This window comes from Vogesella urethralis (genome assembly GCF_007644045.2).
Lineage (GTDB): Bacteria > Pseudomonadota > Gammaproteobacteria > Burkholderiales > Chromobacteriaceae > Vogesella > Vogesella urethralis.
The window spans coordinates 1-16,425 of the sequence record NZ_VMDW02000056.1; the positions used below are offsets into that span (position 1 = coordinate 1).

Genomic DNA, 16,425 nt, shown 5'->3' on the forward strand with positions numbered 1-16,425 from the left:
GAAAGTAGGACACCGCCAGACTCCCTTAAGACAAAGCCCAGCTCAAACGAGCTGGGCTTTGTGCATTGGCGCGGCCAAAGATGCGTGACCGTGCCCAACCGACGCTGCCATCTCACCCTTGCGGCCAACCTTGGCCACGTCGCCCCCACCCCATGCCGGCCTACGGCCGGCCCCCGGATGCGCCTGCGGCTTATGCCGGGCTACGGCTATCGATCCGACGGCTATCGATCCGGCAACTGGCGGTTAGCAATGCTGTCATGAAAAAGCCCGCTTGCGCGGCCTTTTGCTTTGAACATCGCAGATCAGATTCATACCGGCCGGGTTTGAGTAAGGCTGGCAGTGGGATGGTCGCTGTGGCGGAGTGTTTGGGTCAAGCGTAAGGTGAACTTTCTGACGCCATCTGGTGTTGCAGGAGAATGATCGTGGTAATTTGATAGCTACGAATATTGAAAAGTGAGTGGGTGATGGCTGGATGGAACGCAAGTGCTGCGATGCTACTGTTTATGGCTGTGTTGGTGTCGCCTGCCTGGGCTGACGATGAAGGTGCTGGCGAACGTTGGGCCGCATTGAATCATCAGGCCGGCGTACTGCTGAAACAAGGGCAGTACGATGCGGCGATGCAAATAGCAGTGGATGCGGTGAAGGTGGCCATGCTGAATGTCGGACCTGATCACCCCGACTTGGCCAGTAGTTTGCATACTCAGGCCATGATTTATGAAGAGCAGGCTCGTTACGATCTGGCTGAGCCACTTTATGTGCGTGCCCTGGCGATTCGCGAGCAGAAACTGGGCAGCCCGCATCGCCAGGTAGCGTTGAGTTTGCGCAATCTGGGTGGCTTGTATCAGAAGCAGGGGCGCTATGCCGAGGCCGAGCCACTGCTGGCGCGCTCGCTGACCATGATGCAAGGGCTGCTGATACCGCAACACCCGGAGATTGCCAATGCCCAGATCAGCCTGGCCAGCCTGTACCTGTTGCAAGCTCAGCCACAGCGGGCCGAGCCACTGTTTTTGTCGGCTGTGAATGCGCACGAAAAAATGCAGGGGGAGGACCACCCGGATGTGGCCACCACGCTGAACAGCCTGGGCTTATGCTATGTGGCGCAGCAGCGTTTTGGGGACGCCGAGGCGGTGTATCTGCGTGCACTGGCGATACGGGAGAAAGCGCTGGGTCTGCAGCATCCCTATGTGGCACTGAGCTATCAGACGCTGGGGGAGTTGTATGAGAAGCAGCAGCGCTTTGAGCAGGCAGAGCAACGTTACAAACAGGCGCTGGCGTTGAACGAGCAGGTTCTGGGCGTGGGGCATCCGGACGTGGCGGTGAACCTGCACAGCCTGGGAGCGTTTTACGATGCCCGTGGTTTGTCTGCCATGTCTGAGCCTTTATATTTGCGTTCGCTGGCCATTTTCGAGAAGACGGTGGGGCCGGAGCACGCCTTTGTTGCGGTCAACCTGAATGATCTTGGCAAGATTTACGTTGACCGCAAGCAGTTTGACAAGGCGGAGCCGCTCTACCGCCGCGCCATCGCGATCTGGGAGAAAAACTTGGGGCCGAACCACCCCAATGTCGGCATTGGCCTGGAAAACCTGGCGGCCCTGTGTCGCAGTACGCAGCGCGATCAGGAAGCGGCCGTGCTGGAGGCGCGTGCCAAGCTGATACGCGGTAACTGATCACCCTCGGAGCGGTGGTTGGCGGCATAAGGCGTGGAAGCCGAGCAAAGCCAGTTGGCCGCTGTCGGGGCGATCCAGCAGCTGGTGGTCGTGGTGGGCGCTTTGTACCAGGCCGAACAGCATGAAGGCCAGCAAGGGGATGTCACAGTTTGCCGGCAACTCGCCGGCGTCCAGGGCTTCTTGCAGCAGGCGTTGCAGGGTTTCCCGCTGCCAGCGCTGGCCGCTTACCAGCGCATCGCGGATGGCGCCGGGCTGGTCGTCAAACTCGTACGCTGCAGCCAGTAGCGGGCAGCCACCTGGCTGCTCCCTGCCATACAGGCGCATGACCCAGCTTTCAAACAAGGCGGCCAACCTGGCCATGCCGCGCGCTTGCGCCAGCGCCGGCCGTACCACTTGCTGAACGAATTGCTGTTGCGCCGCTTCCACCACCGCAAGCTGTAGGGCTTCCTTGCTGCCAAAGTGCGCAAACAAGCCGCTTTTGGACAAACCGCTGGCCTCGGCGAGGGTGCCGATAGTGAGGCGACTGATGCCGATCTGGCTGGCGGTGCGTAGCGCCTGTTGCAGAATGACCTCTCGGGTCATGGCTTTCTTGCTCATCGTGCTTTGCCTGAGTACAGGTATCGTGCAAAATAGCACGATCGTTCTTTTTATGGGAGATGCCGGTGCAACCGTTTACCAAAGTAGTGGAAGTCCGCTGGTCGGACATCGATGCCAACCAGCATATGCGCCACAATGCCTATGCCGACCTGTGTACGCACACCCGTATGGAGTGGCTGGCGCACGCCGGTTTCGGCATGGACGCCTTCCGTGCCCACGGTTTTGGCCCGGTGCTGTTTCGCGAGAGTACCGAATACCGCCGCGAAGTGCACCTGGGCGAGCGTATCACGATAGACGTGCAAATTGCCGCCGCCAGCCCCGATAACAGCCGCTGGAAGATCCGCCAGCAGTTGTTCAAGCCGGACGGCCAGCTGGCGGCCATCTATGAGGTGGCAGGTGCCTGGATGGACTTGCGTGCGCGCAAGCTTATTCCGCCGCCGCCAGCGCTCGCTGCTATTCTGGCTGACTTGCCGCGCTGTGCCGACTTTGAGGCATTGCCGCAACCGGAACACAAATAAGGAGCTCGCCATGCAATTTGCCGCAATGCTGGTAACGGGTTTGGTGGCCGTCATTCACCTGTACATCCTGGTGCTGGAAATGTTTTTGTGGACCAAGCCGGCCGGCCGCCGCGCCTTTGGCCTGACGCCTGAGTTTGCCGAAGCCAGCCGGGTGCTGGCGGCCAACCAGGGGCTGTATAACGGCTTTCTGGCTGCCGGCCTGTTGTGGAGCCTGCTGCCGGCTGCGCCAGCCGGTGTCGGCGTGTTCTTCCTGGGCTGCGTACTGGTGGCCGGGGTCTATGGTGCGGCTACGGCCAGCCGCAAGATCCTGTTCGTACAGGCCTTGCCGGCGGCGCTGGCACTGGTGCTGCACGCACTGGCGTAAGGCTGGCGGCAAAAAGCCCTGCCCGGCGCGGGGTTGCCAAGCCGGCGGTGGCAGCGGATGCTAGGCGGCCAACCTTGATCGAGGATGACCTTATGTCTGCCATGCTGCAAAACTTGCTGGCTTTATGCGATACCCCGCGCGATAACGCGATGCTGCGCTTTGGCATTGCTAACGAATACGCCAAGTTGCAGGACTGGCCGGCCGCCGCCGAGCAGGCACGGTTGGCCATTGCGCGCCAGCAGGATTTCTCCGCCGCGTGGAAGCTGCTGGGCAAGGCACTGGCTGCGCAAGGCGAGGGCGCGGCAGCGCTGGCCGTTTACCGCGAAGGGATAGCAGTGGCGCAGGCGCGCGGGGATATCCAGGCGGTCAAGGAAATGACGGTCTTTGCCCGCCGCATCGAAAAGCAGCAGGCCGCCAGCAGCGGGCAGGGCGATGCCTAAGCGCTACGCTTGAGCTGACGCGTGGCTTGCTCCAGGCCTTCCAGCGTCAGCGGGTACATGCGGTCCTGCATGATCTCGCGGATCATGGCGATGGACTGCGTGTATTCCCACGCCTGTTGCGGCATCGGGTTCAGCCATACCGCGTGACCGAAGTGGGCCAGCAGGCGGCGCAGCCACACTTCGCCTGGTTCCGGGTTCATGTGTTCTACACTGCCGCCTTTCAGGATGATTTCGTACGGGCTCATGCTGGCGTCGCCCACCAGAATCAGCTTCCAGTCCGGGCCGAAGGTATGGATCAGGTCCCAGGTGTCGGTTTTTTGCGTATAGCGCCGCGCATTGTCCTGCCACACCTGCTCGTACACGCAGTTGTGGAAGTAGTAATACTGCAGGTGCTTGAATTCGCTGCGCACTGCCGAAAACAGCTCTTCGCAGACGCGGATGTGATCGTCCATCGAGCCGCCCACGTCGAACAGCACCAACACCTTCACCGCGTTGTGCAGTTCCGGCACCATCTGCACGTCCAGCAGGCCGCCATTGCGCGCAGTGGCGGCAATGGTGGCGGGCAGGTCCAATACGTCGGGCGAGCCCTGGCGCGCAAACTCGCGCAGCCGGCGTAGTGCTACCTTGATATTGCGGGTGCCCAGTTCCACGCTGTCGTCGAAGTTGCGGAATTCGCGTTTGTCCCACACCTTCACCGCACGCCGATGCCGCGATTCGTGCTGGCCGATGCGGATGCCTTCCGGGTTATAGCCGTAGGCGCCAAACGGGCTGGTGCCGCCGGTGCCTATCCACTTGTTGCCACCCTGGTGACGTTCCTTTTGCTCTTCCAGCCGCTGACGCAGCGTTTCCATCAGCTTGTCCCAGCCCATGGCTTGCAGCTGCTGCTTTTCTTCCTCGCTCAGGTATTTCTCTACCTGCTTGCGCAGCCAGTCTTCCGGAATGGCGGTTTCCAGGTTGTCCAGGCTGGTCTCGATGCCGTGGGCGTAGCGAGCAAATACCTGGTCAAAGCGGTCGAAGTACTTTTCGTCCTTGATCAGCACCGTGCGCGCCAGGTGATAAAACTCGTCCACGCTGGCAAAGGCCAGCCGCTGCTGCAAAGCTTGTAGCAGGGTGAGGTGTTCTTTTAACGACACCGGTAGGCCGGCGTCGCGAAGGGCGTAGAAAAAGTCGAGCAACATGGTCTTTAAAAGAAGCGTGACAGTCGGCAAAAAACGCAATAGAGTTGTGGCTCTAAACGATCGTTTGCCCAAGTTGAAGGAGCATAGCACATGGATGCCAGCCACCCCATTCATGACAGTTTGCACAGCCAGCTGCGGCAGTTGCAAGCACTGGCAACGCAGCCGGCCGATTACGCTACCCGGCAGCGCTGGCTGGCGGGTCTGGCCAGCATGGTGACGCAGCACCAGCAGGCATGGGTCGACGCGCTACAGGCCGACTTTGGTTGCCGCAGCGCGGTGGAAACCCGGCTGGCAGAGCTGTTTCCGTCGCTGGAGGGTATTCGGCTCGCGCAGCGCAAACTTCGTGGCTGGATGCGGCCGCAACGGCGCGGGGTGTCGTTCTGGTTCATGCCGGCGCGTGCCCGTTTGCAACCGCAACCGCTGGGCGTGGCCGGCATCATCGTGCCGTGGAATTACCCGATCTTCCTGGCGCTGGGGCCGCTGACCTCGGCACTGGCGGCGGGCAATCGCGCCATGGTGAAGATGTCGGAGCTATCGCCCCATAGCGGTGCCTTGCTGCAGCGGCTGTGCCGGCAGTACCTGGGCGACGACGTAGTGCAAGTGGTCAACGGCGGGGTGGAGGTGGCGCAGGCGTTTGCCGCCTTGCCGTTTGATCACCTGCTGTTTACCGGCTCGACGCGGGTTGGCCGCAGCGTGATGCAGGCGGCGGCGGCCAACCTTACCCCGGTGACGCTGGAGCTGGGCGGCAAGTCGCCGTTGCTGATTGCGCCCGGCTTTGACAAGCGGCGGGTGGTAGGCAGCCTGGTGGCCGGCAAGATGCTGAATGCCGGCCAGACCTGTGTCGCCCCCGACTACGTGCTGGTACAGCGCCAAGAGTGCGACGCGCTGCTGGCCGAGCTGCGCCGTCAGGCTACGCTGGCCTACCCGGACCCGGCGGCCAACCCCGACTACACCGCCATCATCAGCCCGCAGCATTATCAGCGCCTGGTGGCCTGGCGAGACGAGGCCACCGCCCGTGGCGCCCGGGTCGAGGCGCTGGGCGGCAGCAGCGAGGCCGCGCTGCACGCCGCCCGCAAGTTGCCGCTGACCGTCGTACAGGATGCGCCGGACGACTGCGCGCTGATGCGCGAGGAGATCTTCGGCCCGCTGCTGCCGATTGTCTGTTACGACACGCTGGACGACGCGCTGGCCTATATCCGTGCGCGCGACCGCCCGCTGGCGTTGTACCTGTACGACGACAACCGTGCCCGCATTCGCCAGGTGTTGCAAGGCACGGTCGCGGGCGGCGTAACGGTCAACGATACCCTGATGCACGTGGTGCAGGACCAGTTGCCGTTTGGCGGCGTCGGCCCGTCCGGCATGGGGCATTACCACGGTTACGAAGGCTTTGTTACCTTCAGCAAGATGCTGCCGGTGCTGTACCAGTCGCGGCTGGCCGGCGCCGTGCTGACCCAGCCGCCGCACGGCAAGGTGGTGCAACTGTTGCTGAACCTGATGCTGGGACGTATCCGATGAATCTGCCACGTCGCCAATTCATCAAGACCGGCCTGTTGGGCGCGCTGGCGCTGGGCGTGGCCGGCAAGTTGGCCGCAAGCCGGCCGGCCAGTGGCTTTGCGGCCTTGGCGGCCGACCGCCAGCTGATTGTGGCCTTGTCGCAGGGCATGCTCGGCAAACTGCCTGCCAGCGCCGCCATTGCACATACCGAGCATGTGCTGACGGCAATTGCCGGCCTGCCGCTGGCCAGCCAGCGCGAACTGCGCGAGCTGTTCGACTTGTTGCAGCAGCCTGTGGCGCGCCGCCTGCTGGGCCTGTCGCCAGACTGGCAGCAGGCCACCGCCGACGAGGTGGCCGCCATGCTGCAGCGCTGGCGCTTCAGCCGCCTGCTTTTGCTGCGCAGTGCCTATCAGGGCCTGCATAGTCTGTTGTACGCCGCCTGGTACGGCGATGCGCACAGCTGGGTGGGTATCGGTTATGCGCTGCCGGCCAGCATCAAGGGGTATATCCATGAGTAAGTTGCCCGATTTGTGGCAGGACGGGTTGGCCGCAGGCTGGCAGGTTGTCGACGCCAGCCAGCCCGGCGCCGACCTAGCGCTGGAATGCGATGTGGTGATTGTGGGTAGCGGTGCCGGCGGTGGCATGACGGCCGAGCTGCTGGCGCAGGCCGGCCTGTCGGTGGTGCTGGTGGAAGAAGGCGGGCTGCATAGCTCGCGTGATTTCAACCTGCGCGAAAGCGAGGCCTATCCGCAGTTGTATCAGGAGTCTGCCAACCGGCTGACCGCCGACAAGGGGATCACCATCCTGCAAGGCCGCAGTGTGGGCGGCAGCACCACCGTCAACTGGGCCAGCTGTTTCCGTACCCCGGCCGATACCCTGGCCTGGTGGCGCAGCCATCACCGCCTGACGCAGATGGACGATGCCGCGCTGCAGCCGTGGTTCGAGCGCGCTGAAGCCCGGCTCAACATCTCGGCGTGGGAAGCCGCGCCCAATGCCAACAACGCCTTGCTGGCCGCCGGTTGCGACAAGCTGGGCATTCCGCACGCCCGCATCCGCCGCAATGTGAAAGGCTGCTGGAACCTGGGCTACTGCGGCACCGGCTGCGCCACCAATGCCAAGCAGGGTATGCTGGTCACCACCATCCCTGCCGCCTTGGCCGCCGGCGCGCGTTTGCTTACCCGGGTGCGGGTGCGGCAGTTGCTGTTGAACCCGGCGCGTACCCGCGCCGAGGGCATCGTCGGCGACGCTTTACAGCCTGACGGCGTGCACGCCAGCGGCCGCCAGGTGCGGGTAAAGGCGCGGCAGGTAGTATTGGCGGCCGGCGCCATCGGTACCCCGGCGCTATTGTTGCGCAGCCGGGCGCCGGACCCGTGGCAGCACCTGGGCAAGCGTACCTTTCTGCATCCGGTGGTGCTGTCCGGCGGCCTGTTCCGCCAGCAGGTAGAGGGTTTTAACGGCGCGCCGCAAAGCGTGTACAGCGACCACTTCCTGCACACCCAGCCTATCGACGGGCCATTGGGTTTCAAGCTGGAAGTACCCCCTGTGCATCCGCTGATCATGGCCGCCACCTTGCCAGGGTTGGCCGCCGATCATCAGCGGTTGATGCAGAATCTGCCGCATTGGCAGATTACGCTGGCGTTGATGCGCGACGGCTTTCACCCCGACAGCGCAGGGGGCAGCGTGCGGCTGCGCAGCGATGGCAGCCCGGTGCTGGACTACCCGCTGAACGACACCCTGTGGGAGGCGGCGCGACGTGCCTTGCTGCAGATGGCCGAGATCCAGTTTGCCGCTGGCGCCCGCGCGGTGATGCCGGTACACGAAGATGCCGCTCTCGCTACCACTCTGCCGCAAGTGCGGCGGATGATTGCAGCCCTGCCGATGCAAACACTGCGTACCCGGGTGGTGAGTGCGCACGTGATGGGCGGGGCGATGATGTCGCACGATGAGCGCAGCGGGGTAGTGGATCAACTGGGCCGGCACTGGCAGCTGGATAACGTTACCGTGATCGATGGCTCGGTGTTCCCCACCAGTATCGGTGCCAACCCGCAACTATCGGTCTACGCACTGTCGTTGCGGGCGGCCGACGCCTTGCGCCAGCGTTTGCAGGGCTGAACTGAGGCTTGGGCCGGCTGTGATGTTGCAAAACACAAAGCCTGTTTGCTTGGCAAACAGGCTTTGTCATGTGGTGCAAAGTGGCGTGCTAGTTACTACGCAGGTTCTGCCAGCGTTCGCTGTGGGTGCTGACCAGTTCGTCCATTACATTGCTGTCGATCAATTTCTTCATCGCCTTGTTGATGCGCTCGTAAAGCTGCGGCGAGAAGCAGGGCGACTGGTGGGTCAGCGTCAGGTACAGCGGCTCGCGGCTGACCGGGGTGGTGGCCACCCGGATATTGCGGATGCCCAGCCGCGCCGCGTACGCCTGGCCCGGCGCTTCTTCATAGATCAGGTAATCGGCACGACCCATGCTCAGCATGCGCAGCGCGTTCTCCACGCTGCCCACCGTCTGCATGGTCAGGCGCTGTTCGGCAAAGCGGTCGAAGTCTTCGCCAAAGCTGTTGTTCACCACGGTAATGCCGTTAAGACCTACCAGGTCCTGCCATTTGCTGTAGTTCAACGCCTTTCCGTCGCGCGACCACACCACGCTGCGCGTCTGGTAGAACGGCTGCGGAAAATAGCTCATGTACAGGCGGCGTGGCAGGGTGTAGAAGGCGCCGGCAATCAGGTCCACGCGGCCGGCCTTGGCCGCTTCCTGTACCCGTGCCCACGGGCCGGCGTTGCGCACCACGATGGGGATGCCGATCTCGCGTGACAGCAGCTGCATCAGCTCGGCATTGGCACCATTCAGTGTCTTCTCGTCGTCCGGGTTCACCCACAGGAAAGGCGGATATTCCGGGTTGCCGGAGGCAATCAGCTGGTTGCATGTCCGTGGTGACTGCGCGTGGGCTGCCGCTGCCGTTAACAGGCAGCTAGCCATCAGGGCGAGGCGGATGGCGCCGTAAAAAGACAGTGGCGGACGGGTCATGCTGGACTTCGTTATCAGGTAATCAGGGCGTTTGCCAGTCTATGCAGGGGTGGCAAATCCGACAAGCGCTAAACAGGGTATTTGTTGATCTGGATATAAGAATCTGCTGTGTAAAATGCCGTTGTTATTTAAATTGAAAGCTATTAAATCATACGACTGTGTGAATGTGCTTCGCACACGGGCAAGAAAAGCAGCGCGCTACGGCAGCGTAGCCCACTGGCTGTTGGTCTCGGGCGCAACTGTCCTTTCATACATCTGTTTTATTTTTACCATAGCAATAGGCGCATCATGTCGTTTGACATGCCTCTGTCAAATGGCGCTGGCTATAATCGCCGCCCCATAACAAAAGCCAGATAACGTACATGACACCACAGCAAACCTTTCGTCTTCTTCCGCTCTGTGCCGCGCTTGTTTCCCCGCTGGCCTACGCCGCTTGCGGTGTGCCGGGCGCCACGCTGATCAACCAGGTGCAGGGCAGCGCTGCCAGTAGCAGCCTGACGAACCAGACCGTCACCGTCGAAGGCGTCGTCACCGCGGTCATGACCGGTAGCGACCAGGTCAAAGGCTTTTACCTGCAGGAAGAAAGCCAGGATCAGGATGGCAACGCCGCCACATCCGAAGGCATCTTCGTCTACACCAATACGCTGAAGCCGGCCATCACGGTGGGCGATGTGGTGCGGGTGACAGGCGTGGTGAAAGAGTTCAACGGGGAAACCCAGCTGCAGCAGACGGCCAACCTCGGCTTGATCGAAAGCTGCGGCAGCAAGGCGCAGGCGACGCCGCTCAAGCTGCGCCTGCCGGTAGCCAGCCAGGCCAGCTGGGAAGCGGTGGAAGGCATGCTGGTCCAGCTGGACCAGCCGCTCTACGTGGCCGCCAACTACGACTACGCCCGCTACGGCGAGCTGACGCTGTCCAGCCAGCCGCGGCTGTGGACGGCTACCCAGAAGTACCGCCCGGGTACCGCCGAAGCGGTGGCGCTGAATGCGGCCAACCTGCTGGACAAAATCACGCTGGACGACGGCTACAGCAACCAGAACCGTGACGCCTGGCTGCCCGCGCCCACCGGCCTGAGCGCCAGCAATACGCTGCGCGCCGGCGACCGCCTGAGCAATGTGGCGGGCGTGGTGGGTTACAGCTTCAACAAGTACCGCCTGCACCCGTCTGCCACCCCGCAGGTACAAGCGGCCAACCCGCGCCCGGCGGCACCGCAGCGCAGTGCCGGCAGCGTACGGCTGGCCAGCTTCAACGTGCTCAACTTTTTCAACGGTGATGGCACCAGCAACGAGGCGCCGTTCAAGGACGCCAGCAACCGCGGCGCCAAGAACTACGCCGACTTCCTCAAGCAGCGCGCCAAGATCGTCAGCGCCATCCGCGCCCTGGATGCCGATATTGTCGGGCTGATGGAGCTGGAGAACGACGGCTTTGGCGCCCAGTCGGCGTTGCAGGATCTGGTGAATGCCCTGAACGATGGCCAGCCTGCTGCCAAGCACTACAGCTTCGGGCTGCCCGGCGTGGACAAGATCGGCAGCGATGCCATCCGTGTCGGCCTGATTTACCGTGCCGGTGTGGTGAAGCCGGTTGCCAACCCGGAAGTGAAGGAAATCGGCGACCCCAGCCGTAACCGGCCGGCGCTGGCGCAAAGTTTCTATCTGTCCAGCCAGGCTATCGGCCAGCCGCTGACCGTGGTGGTGAACCATCTCAAATCCAAGGGCAGTGCCTGCGCCGGCGACCCGGACCTGAACGATGGCCAGGGCAATTGCAACCAGACCCGTGTTACCGCCGTCAACGACCTGAAAAACTGGCTGGCCGGCCAGCAGGGCGGCCTGGGCCGCAGCATCGTGCTGGTGGGCGACTTTAACGCCTACGCCAAGGAAGACCCGATCTACCAACTGGAGCAAGCCGGTTTTACCAACCTGCTGGCCAAGCAGCACGCGGATGGCGTGTACTCCTATGTGTTCAATGGCGAGTCCGGCAACCTGGACCACGGCCTGGCGACCGCCGCTGCTGCTGCCCGCGTGCTGAGCGCCGGCGAATGGCACATCAACGCCGACGAGCCGACAGCGCTGGAGTACAGCAGCGAGTTCAAGTCGGTCTCCCAGCAGCAGAACTACTACGCTGCCGATGCCTACCGCTCGTCCGACCACGACCCGCTGTACATCGACCTGCGCGCCGAGCAGGCCGGCACGGCCACCAGCAGCGACAAAGACAGCAAGCTGACCAAGCTGGCCGCAGTAGATAGCGGCATGGCTGGCCTGTTGCTGGCGCTGGGTATCGGTGCGCTGTGGCGCCGCCGCCGTGACTGAGCGGCGCTGGCTGCTGGCGGGTTATTTGCTGCCGGTCTTACCCTGGCTGTTTGGCTGGGGTCAGTCGGCCTTGGCCCGCTGGCAGGGCGACGCCACGCGCATGGTGGCCGGGGAATACTGGCGCCTGCTGACGGCCAGCTGGGTACACCTGGACGGCCGTCACGCCGCGATGAACATGGCGGGTTTGCTGCTGCTGTACGCCGTGTGCCCGCCGTCGCGCCGTGGCGGGCTGCTGTGGCTGGCCGGGCTCACCGCGCTGGTGCAGCCCTGGGTGGAAGCGGGGCCGTATGCCGGCGCGTCTGCCGTGGTGTACGCCTGGGCTGCCTGGTACGTGCAGGGTTGGCCGCATGCGGGCTGGCGCCGGCTGGCAACAGCGGCTTTGTGGTTGAAAGTGGCCGTGCAGATCTGGCTGGACAGCCGCTTTGCCGGCTACCCGGTAGCCCATGCCAGCCACGTGCTGGGCCTGGGCCTGGCCGGGCTGCTGGCGCTGGGGTATCGTGCGGCCGCCACACCCGCGGTGGCAGGCTTCAGCCTGGTGTGCTGGCTGCCAGCACGGCGTCTGCGACGCTGACCCGGTTCCGGCCAGCCGCCTTGGCCAGGTACAGCTGGCGGTCGGCTTCGCGTACCAGCGCGTCCAGGCAGTCTGCCGGCAGGCTGGCAACGCCGATGCTGGCGGTAATACGGAACGTTTGCCCATCCAGCCGCAACGGCAGGGCGGCAATGGCGGCGCGCAGGTGCTCTGCCACCAGGCTTGCCTGCTGCGGGTCGCAATCGGGCAGCAGCACGGCAAACTCCTCGCCGCCCAGCCGGCCCGCCACTGCTTGTGACGGGCAACTGGCCAGCAGCAGCTCGCCCAGTGCCTCGATGGCCTGGTCGCCGGCTGCGTGGCCCAGACGATCGTTGATGGCTTTGAAATGATCGACATCCAGCATCAGCAGCGATAGCGGTAGCTGTGCGCCCTGTGCGGCCAACAGCTGGCGCTCGGCCTGCAGGTACCAGGTGCGGCGGTTTTGCAGCTGGCTTAAGGTGTCGGTGGTGGCGTACAGCCAGTTCTGCCGCGCCAGCTGATACGACTGTAACGCGGTGCGGCGCTGCACATTGAGGATGATCAGCATGAAGCTCATCGCCGGCACACTGAACAGCAGCAATTGCAGCCAGTGCCCCAAGCGGTAGCCATCCAGCCACATCACCACCCCGGTCAGGCAGATGGCCGCCAGATGCGGTAACAGAAACGCCAGTGGCGAGACTAGCGGCGCAATCAGCAGCACGCCCAGCATGAAGTACATGATGATCATCGGCAGGTAGGACATGCGGCCCAGCACCACCACATTGCCTGCCATCATGCACAGCATGGCCATATTGCCCAGCCACAGTATCCAGTGCACCCGATGGCGCGCAAACGCCGGATGGCGCATGACCCGCGCCATGGCCACGATCAGCAGGCTGCCGGCCACGCTGGCGAGGGTAAGCCAGGCAAACGCCGGGCCCAGGCCCAGCCGCCACAGATCGGACAGCAGGAACAGCACCACCACGCCAATACCGGCGTAAGACAGCAAGGCGGCACCCGGCAGCAGCCGCTGGCCGTAGTAGCCCTCGTAGCTATCGAAATGGGCGGGATCGAGAAGTGGCTTGTGTTCATCCATAAGCCATTATCGGCCAAAGGCTGGCTTATTTGATAACAAGCTGTAGCAGTCAGCACAGGGCCGGGGGCACGCTACAGAGTGCCTGCAGGGGCATGTCATGCGCTTGTCTTGCGCTGGCGTTAGCATCGCCACGTTGGCGCCATCATTGTCGGCGTTCGTATTCTATAAATTTAAAAAAACACCTTGTTGCTGACCATGCGCCTCTTTTCCATCTTGTTACTTGCCGGCTGTTGCAGCCTTGCCCTGCCTGCCCAGGCGGCTGACATCAGTGCTTATACCGAAGAGTTGCCGCCGCTCAATTACCAGAATGGCCCCCAGGTAGGCGGTTTCTCTACCGAGCTGCTCCAGCTGGTGATGCGGCAAGCCGGTTACAGCGTGGACATCCAGCTGCAGCCGTGGGCGCGCGCCTACCGCACCGTGCTGGAAGGGCCGGACCGGCTGATTTACAGCATCACGCGTACCCCGGAGCGCGAGCCGCTGTTTCACTGGGTAGGCCCCATCAGCCCGCGCCAGATCAAGCTGTACCGCCTGAGTACCCGCAGCGATATCCTGATCCATACCGAAGCCGACCTGATGCGCTACAAGCTGGGGGCGATGTTCGAGTCGGCCGCGGCCAAGAAGCTGGCCGGGCTGGGCATGCAGCCCGAACGCGGGCTGGATTTGAGCGCGTCCGACGAGGTGGCGCTGAAGAAGCTGATGCTGGGCCGCACCGATCTGGTAGCCATGCTGGACTGGGCCATGGCCTGGCAACTGAAGCAACAAAAAATCGACCCGCGTCGTGTACGCCCGGTGTGGCTGCTGGACGGCAGCAGCCAGTACTGGTTTGCCCTCAATCGTGACACCCCGCTGCACAAGGTGAAGCGGCTGCAAGCGGCGTTGAACCAGATCAGCAGCGATGGCCGCCTGCAGCAACTGCGGCAGAAATACCTGGCCGAGTAGGGCGCTTCAGCCTTCATGCCACGGCGACCGTAGCGCTGGCAGCGCCCAGCGATTTGCCGGTAACAGCGCCGCTCGCTATACACCCGGTTCAGTTGCCGGTACTGGCTTTCTTCATCAGCCACTCCAGCGGGCCCTGGCTGAAACGGGCTTTCCAGACGCGGGCAAACAGTACCGTCACGGCACAAAACGCCAGTGCACTGCTGACGGCCACCGCTAGCGGCTGTTGTGTCAGCAAGCCCAGCGCCTCCAGCACGCCCATGCCGATCACCACGTGGGCCACGTAAATCGTGAGCGACAGCTGCCCCACATCGGTCAGTGGCCGCAACCAGGGCGCGCCATGGTGTTGTTGCCCGGCATGCACACACAGCGCAATCACGGCAAAGGCACTGCCGAGGGCCGACACCAGATACAGCGGCAACGGCGGCATCGGCGTAGTGGCAAACAGGTAGCGCAGCAGCTCGGGCGCGTAGCCTGCTGCGGCCAACGTGCTGCGGATGCCGAATGCCAGCGTTTCGGCCAGTAGCGTGGCCGCCACGCCGTACCAGAAAACCCGCTGGCGGACGCTGGCAACGTGCATCGGCAGCCGCCCAAGCGCCATGCCGGCAATCAGGAACGCGACCCACGGCAGCACCGGGTGAAAGCCGTTGAACAGCAGATTGCGCAAAAAACCCTGCCAGGTCCAGAAGCCGGCGTAGCTCAGCGTGGCCCACTGCCACGCAGTGGTGTAATCGAAAAAGCAAAACAGCACGGTGAAAGCCGCCGCCACGGCGCCCGCCAGCCAGCACAAGGCGCGGGTGGGCCAGGCCAGCAGCAAGGCGCCGACGGCAAGGTAAACGCCGTAATAGTGCAGGATGTCTGCCGGCCAGATCCCAACGTACGCCAGCCCGATCACAAACAGCAACGCTGCGCGCCGTAACACGCCATGCCGGGCTTGCCGCAGCAGCGCCGGGTCGCCCGCCAGCCGCGCCCGCTGGCTGAGCAGGCTGATGCCGACGCCGGCCAATACCACAAAGATGGCCGAGGCCCGGCCGTCCAGCAGGTTGAAGAGCGCCAGCCACCCGGCGTCGTTATCCGCGCCGGTGTGCATGACGGTCTTGAAGTTGACAATCACCATGCCGAACACGGCCAGCGCCCGTGCCAGGTCATAGCCTTCAATGCGCTGCTTGCTGCCGGGGTGCTGCATCGGGCCTTACCTTCCTTTCTGGCGGCGTTCAGCGCCGCACTACGCCTGGTGTTTGGTTTGCTGTTCGCCGTTTACCCATACCGTCATTTGGCCAGCGCGCATTTCCAGCCGCACATCACTACGCAAGGTGGCCATGCGGGCCTGATGGTAGTCCCAGATCGCCCGCCGTTCGGCATCCGACCCGGCGGCCTGCAACGCCGCGCTAACCTCCGATGCGGCGGCTAGCTCCGGCAACATCGACGCCACTGCCGACGCATTGTGCAAGGCACGCGACAGCGCCGGGTCATCGTTGAGCATGGCTTCGATAGCGGCAATATCTTGCCGCTCACCGGCAACTTTCAGCACCGGCGGTTGGCCGCTTTGCTGCACGGTAAAGTCCGGCGACAGCGGCATGCCGGCCTTTTGCATTTTCTCGCGCAGCAAGGTGCCGGCCTGTTCCGCCATCAGCGCGGCATTGGCCGGCGTCGGCAGCAGCAGGGTGTCCCCGCCGGCCAAACGCAAGGCGCTGCGCGGCGTGGCCCCAGGGATGTCCACTATCTGGTCCGCCATGCTGAAACCGGCCCCTGCGGCGGCTTGCTGCCTAGGCTGGCTGTTGGCCGCGCTACTGTACAGGCTGGCAAACGGGTTGATCTGCATGGCTTTCTCCTGACGTGGTGAATGGCCATAAAAAGCAAATGTCATGCCGGCGGGCAGGTGGGATGGCAGCATCCCGTTGCGGCCAAGGTACCGGCAGCGATACCGGCGTGGTCGTTAAACAGGCAAGCGCTGGCCGGCACCGGCTGTGCCAGGCCGTGGCGAGCCACCGCCGCCAGCGGGTGTGGAACAGAGATTGGCATGGAGTGGGGGGGCGGTGGTTCAGGCAGCCAGTAAGGAAGCTGACGTGTGCGGTCGGGCAGCGTGGCCTATTACCGTATACCAATGGCCGCCTTGTGGTCGGTGGTGGTCGGTCAAACAAGGTTGGCCGCAAGCCATGACGGTTTGCGGCCAACTTTGTTATTGCGGGGGCTTTGTTGCACAAATCAGCTGCAGGTCGAGCTACCCCAATCCCCGGGCAGATCTATCCCATGCGGACCGTTT

The 16,425-nt window shown here is 63.4% G+C and carries 16 protein-coding genes; 10 read left to right on the forward strand and 6 right to left on the reverse strand.

Annotated elements, in window-relative coordinates:
• The first annotated feature begins 503 nt into the window (after window positions 1-503).
• Window positions 504-1,667: a tetratricopeptide repeat protein gene (locus FLQ03_RS03780; protein WP_170252299.1), complete on the forward strand. Its 1,164-nt coding sequence runs from the start codon at window positions 504-506 to the stop codon at window positions 1,665-1,667.
• Here FLQ03_RS03780 and FLQ03_RS03785 read toward each other — a convergent pair whose 3' ends face one another.
• Window positions 1,668-2,264 carry a TetR/AcrR family transcriptional regulator gene (locus FLQ03_RS03785; protein ID WP_144374077.1) on the reverse strand — a complete coding sequence of 199 codons (597 nt, stop codon included), beginning with the start codon at window positions 2,262-2,264 and terminating at the stop codon, window positions 1,668-1,670. It lies immediately after the preceding gene.
• Between the two features lie 65 nt (window positions 2,265-2,329).
• Here FLQ03_RS03785 and FLQ03_RS03790 point away from each other — a divergent pair, with 65 nt between their 5' ends.
• The 3 genes from FLQ03_RS03790 to FLQ03_RS03800 all read left to right on the forward strand — a co-directional run bounded on the left by FLQ03_RS03790 (window position 2,330) and on the right by FLQ03_RS03800 (window position 3,586).
• Window positions 2,330-2,782 (forward strand): acyl-CoA thioesterase, encoded by a 453-nt coding sequence (locus tag FLQ03_RS03790; protein WP_170252300.1) that lies wholly within the window; start codon window positions 2,330-2,332, stop codon window positions 2,780-2,782.
• 10 nt (window positions 2,783-2,792) lie between these two features.
• Window positions 2,793-3,146, forward strand: a complete 354-nt coding sequence (locus FLQ03_RS03795; protein WP_144374079.1) for a DUF1304 domain-containing protein — start codon at window positions 2,793-2,795, stop codon at window positions 3,144-3,146.
• Between the two features lie 92 nt (window positions 3,147-3,238).
• Window positions 3,239-3,586 carry a hypothetical protein gene (locus tag FLQ03_RS03800; RefSeq protein WP_144374080.1) on the forward strand — a complete coding sequence of 116 codons (348 nt, stop codon included), beginning with the start codon at window positions 3,239-3,241 and terminating at the stop codon, window positions 3,584-3,586.
• Here the strand turns inward: FLQ03_RS03800 and FLQ03_RS03805 are convergent.
• Window positions 3,583-4,764, reverse strand: a complete 1,182-nt coding sequence (locus tag FLQ03_RS03805; RefSeq protein WP_144374081.1) for a vWA domain-containing protein — start codon at window positions 4,762-4,764, stop codon at window positions 3,583-3,585. The two genes, FLQ03_RS03800 and FLQ03_RS03805, sit on opposite strands and share 4 nt — an antisense overlap.
• A gap of 90 nt (window positions 4,765-4,854) precedes the next feature.
• On the opposite strand from FLQ03_RS03805, the gene FLQ03_RS03810 reads away from it, so the two are divergent.
• The 3 genes from FLQ03_RS03810 to FLQ03_RS03820 are packed head-to-tail and all read left to right on the forward strand — an operon-like array spanning window position 4,855 to window position 8,370.
• On the forward strand, window positions 4,855-6,279 hold the full coding sequence (locus FLQ03_RS03810; RefSeq protein ID WP_144374082.1) for a coniferyl aldehyde dehydrogenase: 1,425 nt from the start codon (window positions 4,855-4,857) through the stop codon (window positions 6,277-6,279).
• On the forward strand, window positions 6,276-6,776 hold the full coding sequence (locus FLQ03_RS03815) for a hypothetical protein (protein WP_144374083.1): 501 nt from the start codon (window positions 6,276-6,278) through the stop codon (window positions 6,774-6,776). Before FLQ03_RS03810 ends, FLQ03_RS03815 begins: the two co-directional genes overlap by 4 nt.
• The gene (locus FLQ03_RS03820; RefSeq protein ID WP_144374084.1) at window positions 6,769-8,370 is read left to right on the forward strand and encodes a GMC family oxidoreductase; all 1,602 of its coding nucleotides are present in this window, start codon (window positions 6,769-6,771) and stop codon (window positions 8,368-8,370) included. The genes FLQ03_RS03815 and FLQ03_RS03820 overlap by 8 nt, the downstream gene beginning before the upstream one ends.
• Window positions 8,371-8,458: 88 nt before the next feature.
• Here the strand turns inward: FLQ03_RS03820 and FLQ03_RS03825 are convergent, their stop codons facing one another.
• A complete protein-coding gene (locus FLQ03_RS03825; RefSeq protein WP_144374085.1) occupies window positions 8,459-9,280 on the reverse strand; it encodes a substrate-binding periplasmic protein in 822 nt (273 codons plus the stop codon).
• Window positions 9,281-9,642: 362 nt separating this feature from the next.
• Here FLQ03_RS03825 and FLQ03_RS03830 point away from each other — a divergent pair, with 362 nt between their 5' ends.
• Both FLQ03_RS03830 and FLQ03_RS03835 read left to right on the forward strand, forming a co-directional pair.
• The gene (locus FLQ03_RS03830; protein WP_144374086.1) at window positions 9,643-11,583 is read left to right on the forward strand and encodes an ExeM/NucH family extracellular endonuclease; all 1,941 of its coding nucleotides are present in this window, start codon (window positions 9,643-9,645) and stop codon (window positions 11,581-11,583) included.
• Window positions 11,576-12,154: a rhomboid family intramembrane serine protease gene (locus tag FLQ03_RS03835; protein ID WP_144374087.1), complete on the forward strand. Its 579-nt coding sequence runs from the start codon at window positions 11,576-11,578 to the stop codon at window positions 12,152-12,154. The genes FLQ03_RS03830 and FLQ03_RS03835 overlap by 8 nt, the downstream gene beginning before the upstream one ends.
• On the opposite strand, the gene FLQ03_RS03840 is transcribed toward FLQ03_RS03835, so the two are convergent.
• Window positions 12,111-13,226, reverse strand: coding sequence for a GGDEF domain-containing protein (locus FLQ03_RS03840; RefSeq protein ID WP_144374088.1), 1,116 nt, complete (start codon window positions 13,224-13,226; stop codon window positions 12,111-12,113). The two genes, FLQ03_RS03835 and FLQ03_RS03840, sit on opposite strands and share 44 nt — an antisense overlap.
• A 195-nt stretch (window positions 13,227-13,421) precedes the next feature.
• Between FLQ03_RS03840 and FLQ03_RS03845 the strand changes: the two genes are divergently transcribed.
• Window positions 13,422-14,165 carry a substrate-binding periplasmic protein gene (locus FLQ03_RS03845; RefSeq protein ID WP_144374089.1) on the forward strand — a complete coding sequence of 248 codons (744 nt, stop codon included), beginning with the start codon at window positions 13,422-13,424 and terminating at the stop codon, window positions 14,163-14,165.
• An 88-nt stretch (window positions 14,166-14,253) separates the two neighbouring features.
• On the opposite strand, the gene FLQ03_RS03850 is transcribed toward FLQ03_RS03845, so the two are convergent.
• Complete coding sequence (locus FLQ03_RS03850) at window positions 14,254-15,348, reverse strand: DUF418 domain-containing protein (RefSeq protein ID WP_144374090.1); 1,095 nt, start codon at window positions 15,346-15,348, stop codon at window positions 14,254-14,256.
• A gap of 39 nt (window positions 15,349-15,387) precedes the next feature.
• Window positions 15,388-15,984: a hypothetical protein gene (locus FLQ03_RS03855; protein WP_144374091.1), complete on the reverse strand. Its 597-nt coding sequence runs from the start codon at window positions 15,982-15,984 to the stop codon at window positions 15,388-15,390.
• Between the last annotated feature and the right edge of the window lie 441 nt (window positions 15,985-16,425).

What these genes read in the sequence shown, in the direction of transcription:
- FLQ03_RS03820 (WP_144374084.1), top strand. Translation starts at nt 6,769, where the DNA reads ATGAGTAAGTTGCCCGATTTGTGGCAGGACGGGTTGGCCGCAGGCTGG.
- FLQ03_RS03800 (WP_144374080.1), top strand. Translation starts at nt 3,239, where the DNA reads ATGTCTGCCATGCTGCAAAACTTGCTGGCTTTATGCGATACCCCGCGC.
- FLQ03_RS03845 (WP_144374089.1), top strand. Translation starts at nt 13,422, where the DNA reads ATGCGCCTCTTTTCCATCTTGTTACTTGCCGGCTGTTGCAGCCTTGCC.
- FLQ03_RS03815 (WP_144374083.1), top strand. Translation starts at nt 6,276, where the DNA reads ATGAATCTGCCACGTCGCCAATTCATCAAGACCGGCCTGTTGGGCGCG.
- FLQ03_RS03795 (WP_144374079.1), top strand. Translation starts at nt 2,793, where the DNA reads ATGCAATTTGCCGCAATGCTGGTAACGGGTTTGGTGGCCGTCATTCAC.
- FLQ03_RS03810 (WP_144374082.1), top strand. Translation starts at nt 4,855, where the DNA reads ATGGATGCCAGCCACCCCATTCATGACAGTTTGCACAGCCAGCTGCGG.
- FLQ03_RS03850 (WP_144374090.1), bottom strand. Translation starts at nt 15,348, where the DNA reads ATGCAGCACCCCGGCAGCAAGCAGCGCATTGAAGGCTATGACCTGGCA.
- FLQ03_RS03825 (WP_144374085.1), bottom strand. Translation starts at nt 9,280, where the DNA reads ATGACCCGTCCGCCACTGTCTTTTTACGGCGCCATCCGCCTCGCCCTG.
- FLQ03_RS03785 (WP_144374077.1), bottom strand. Translation starts at nt 2,264, where the DNA reads ATGAGCAAGAAAGCCATGACCCGAGAGGTCATTCTGCAACAGGCGCTA.
- FLQ03_RS03830 (WP_144374086.1), top strand. Translation starts at nt 9,643, where the DNA reads ATGACACCACAGCAAACCTTTCGTCTTCTTCCGCTCTGTGCCGCGCTT.
- FLQ03_RS03780 (WP_170252299.1), top strand. Translation starts at nt 504, where the DNA reads ATGGCTGTGTTGGTGTCGCCTGCCTGGGCTGACGATGAAGGTGCTGGC.
- FLQ03_RS03855 (WP_144374091.1), bottom strand. Translation starts at nt 15,984, where the DNA reads ATGCAGATCAACCCGTTTGCCAGCCTGTACAGTAGCGCGGCCAACAGC.
- FLQ03_RS03840 (WP_144374088.1), bottom strand. Translation starts at nt 13,226, where the DNA reads ATGGATGAACACAAGCCACTTCTCGATCCCGCCCATTTCGATAGCTAC.
- FLQ03_RS03805 (WP_144374081.1), bottom strand. Translation starts at nt 4,764, where the DNA reads ATGTTGCTCGACTTTTTCTACGCCCTTCGCGACGCCGGCCTACCGGTG.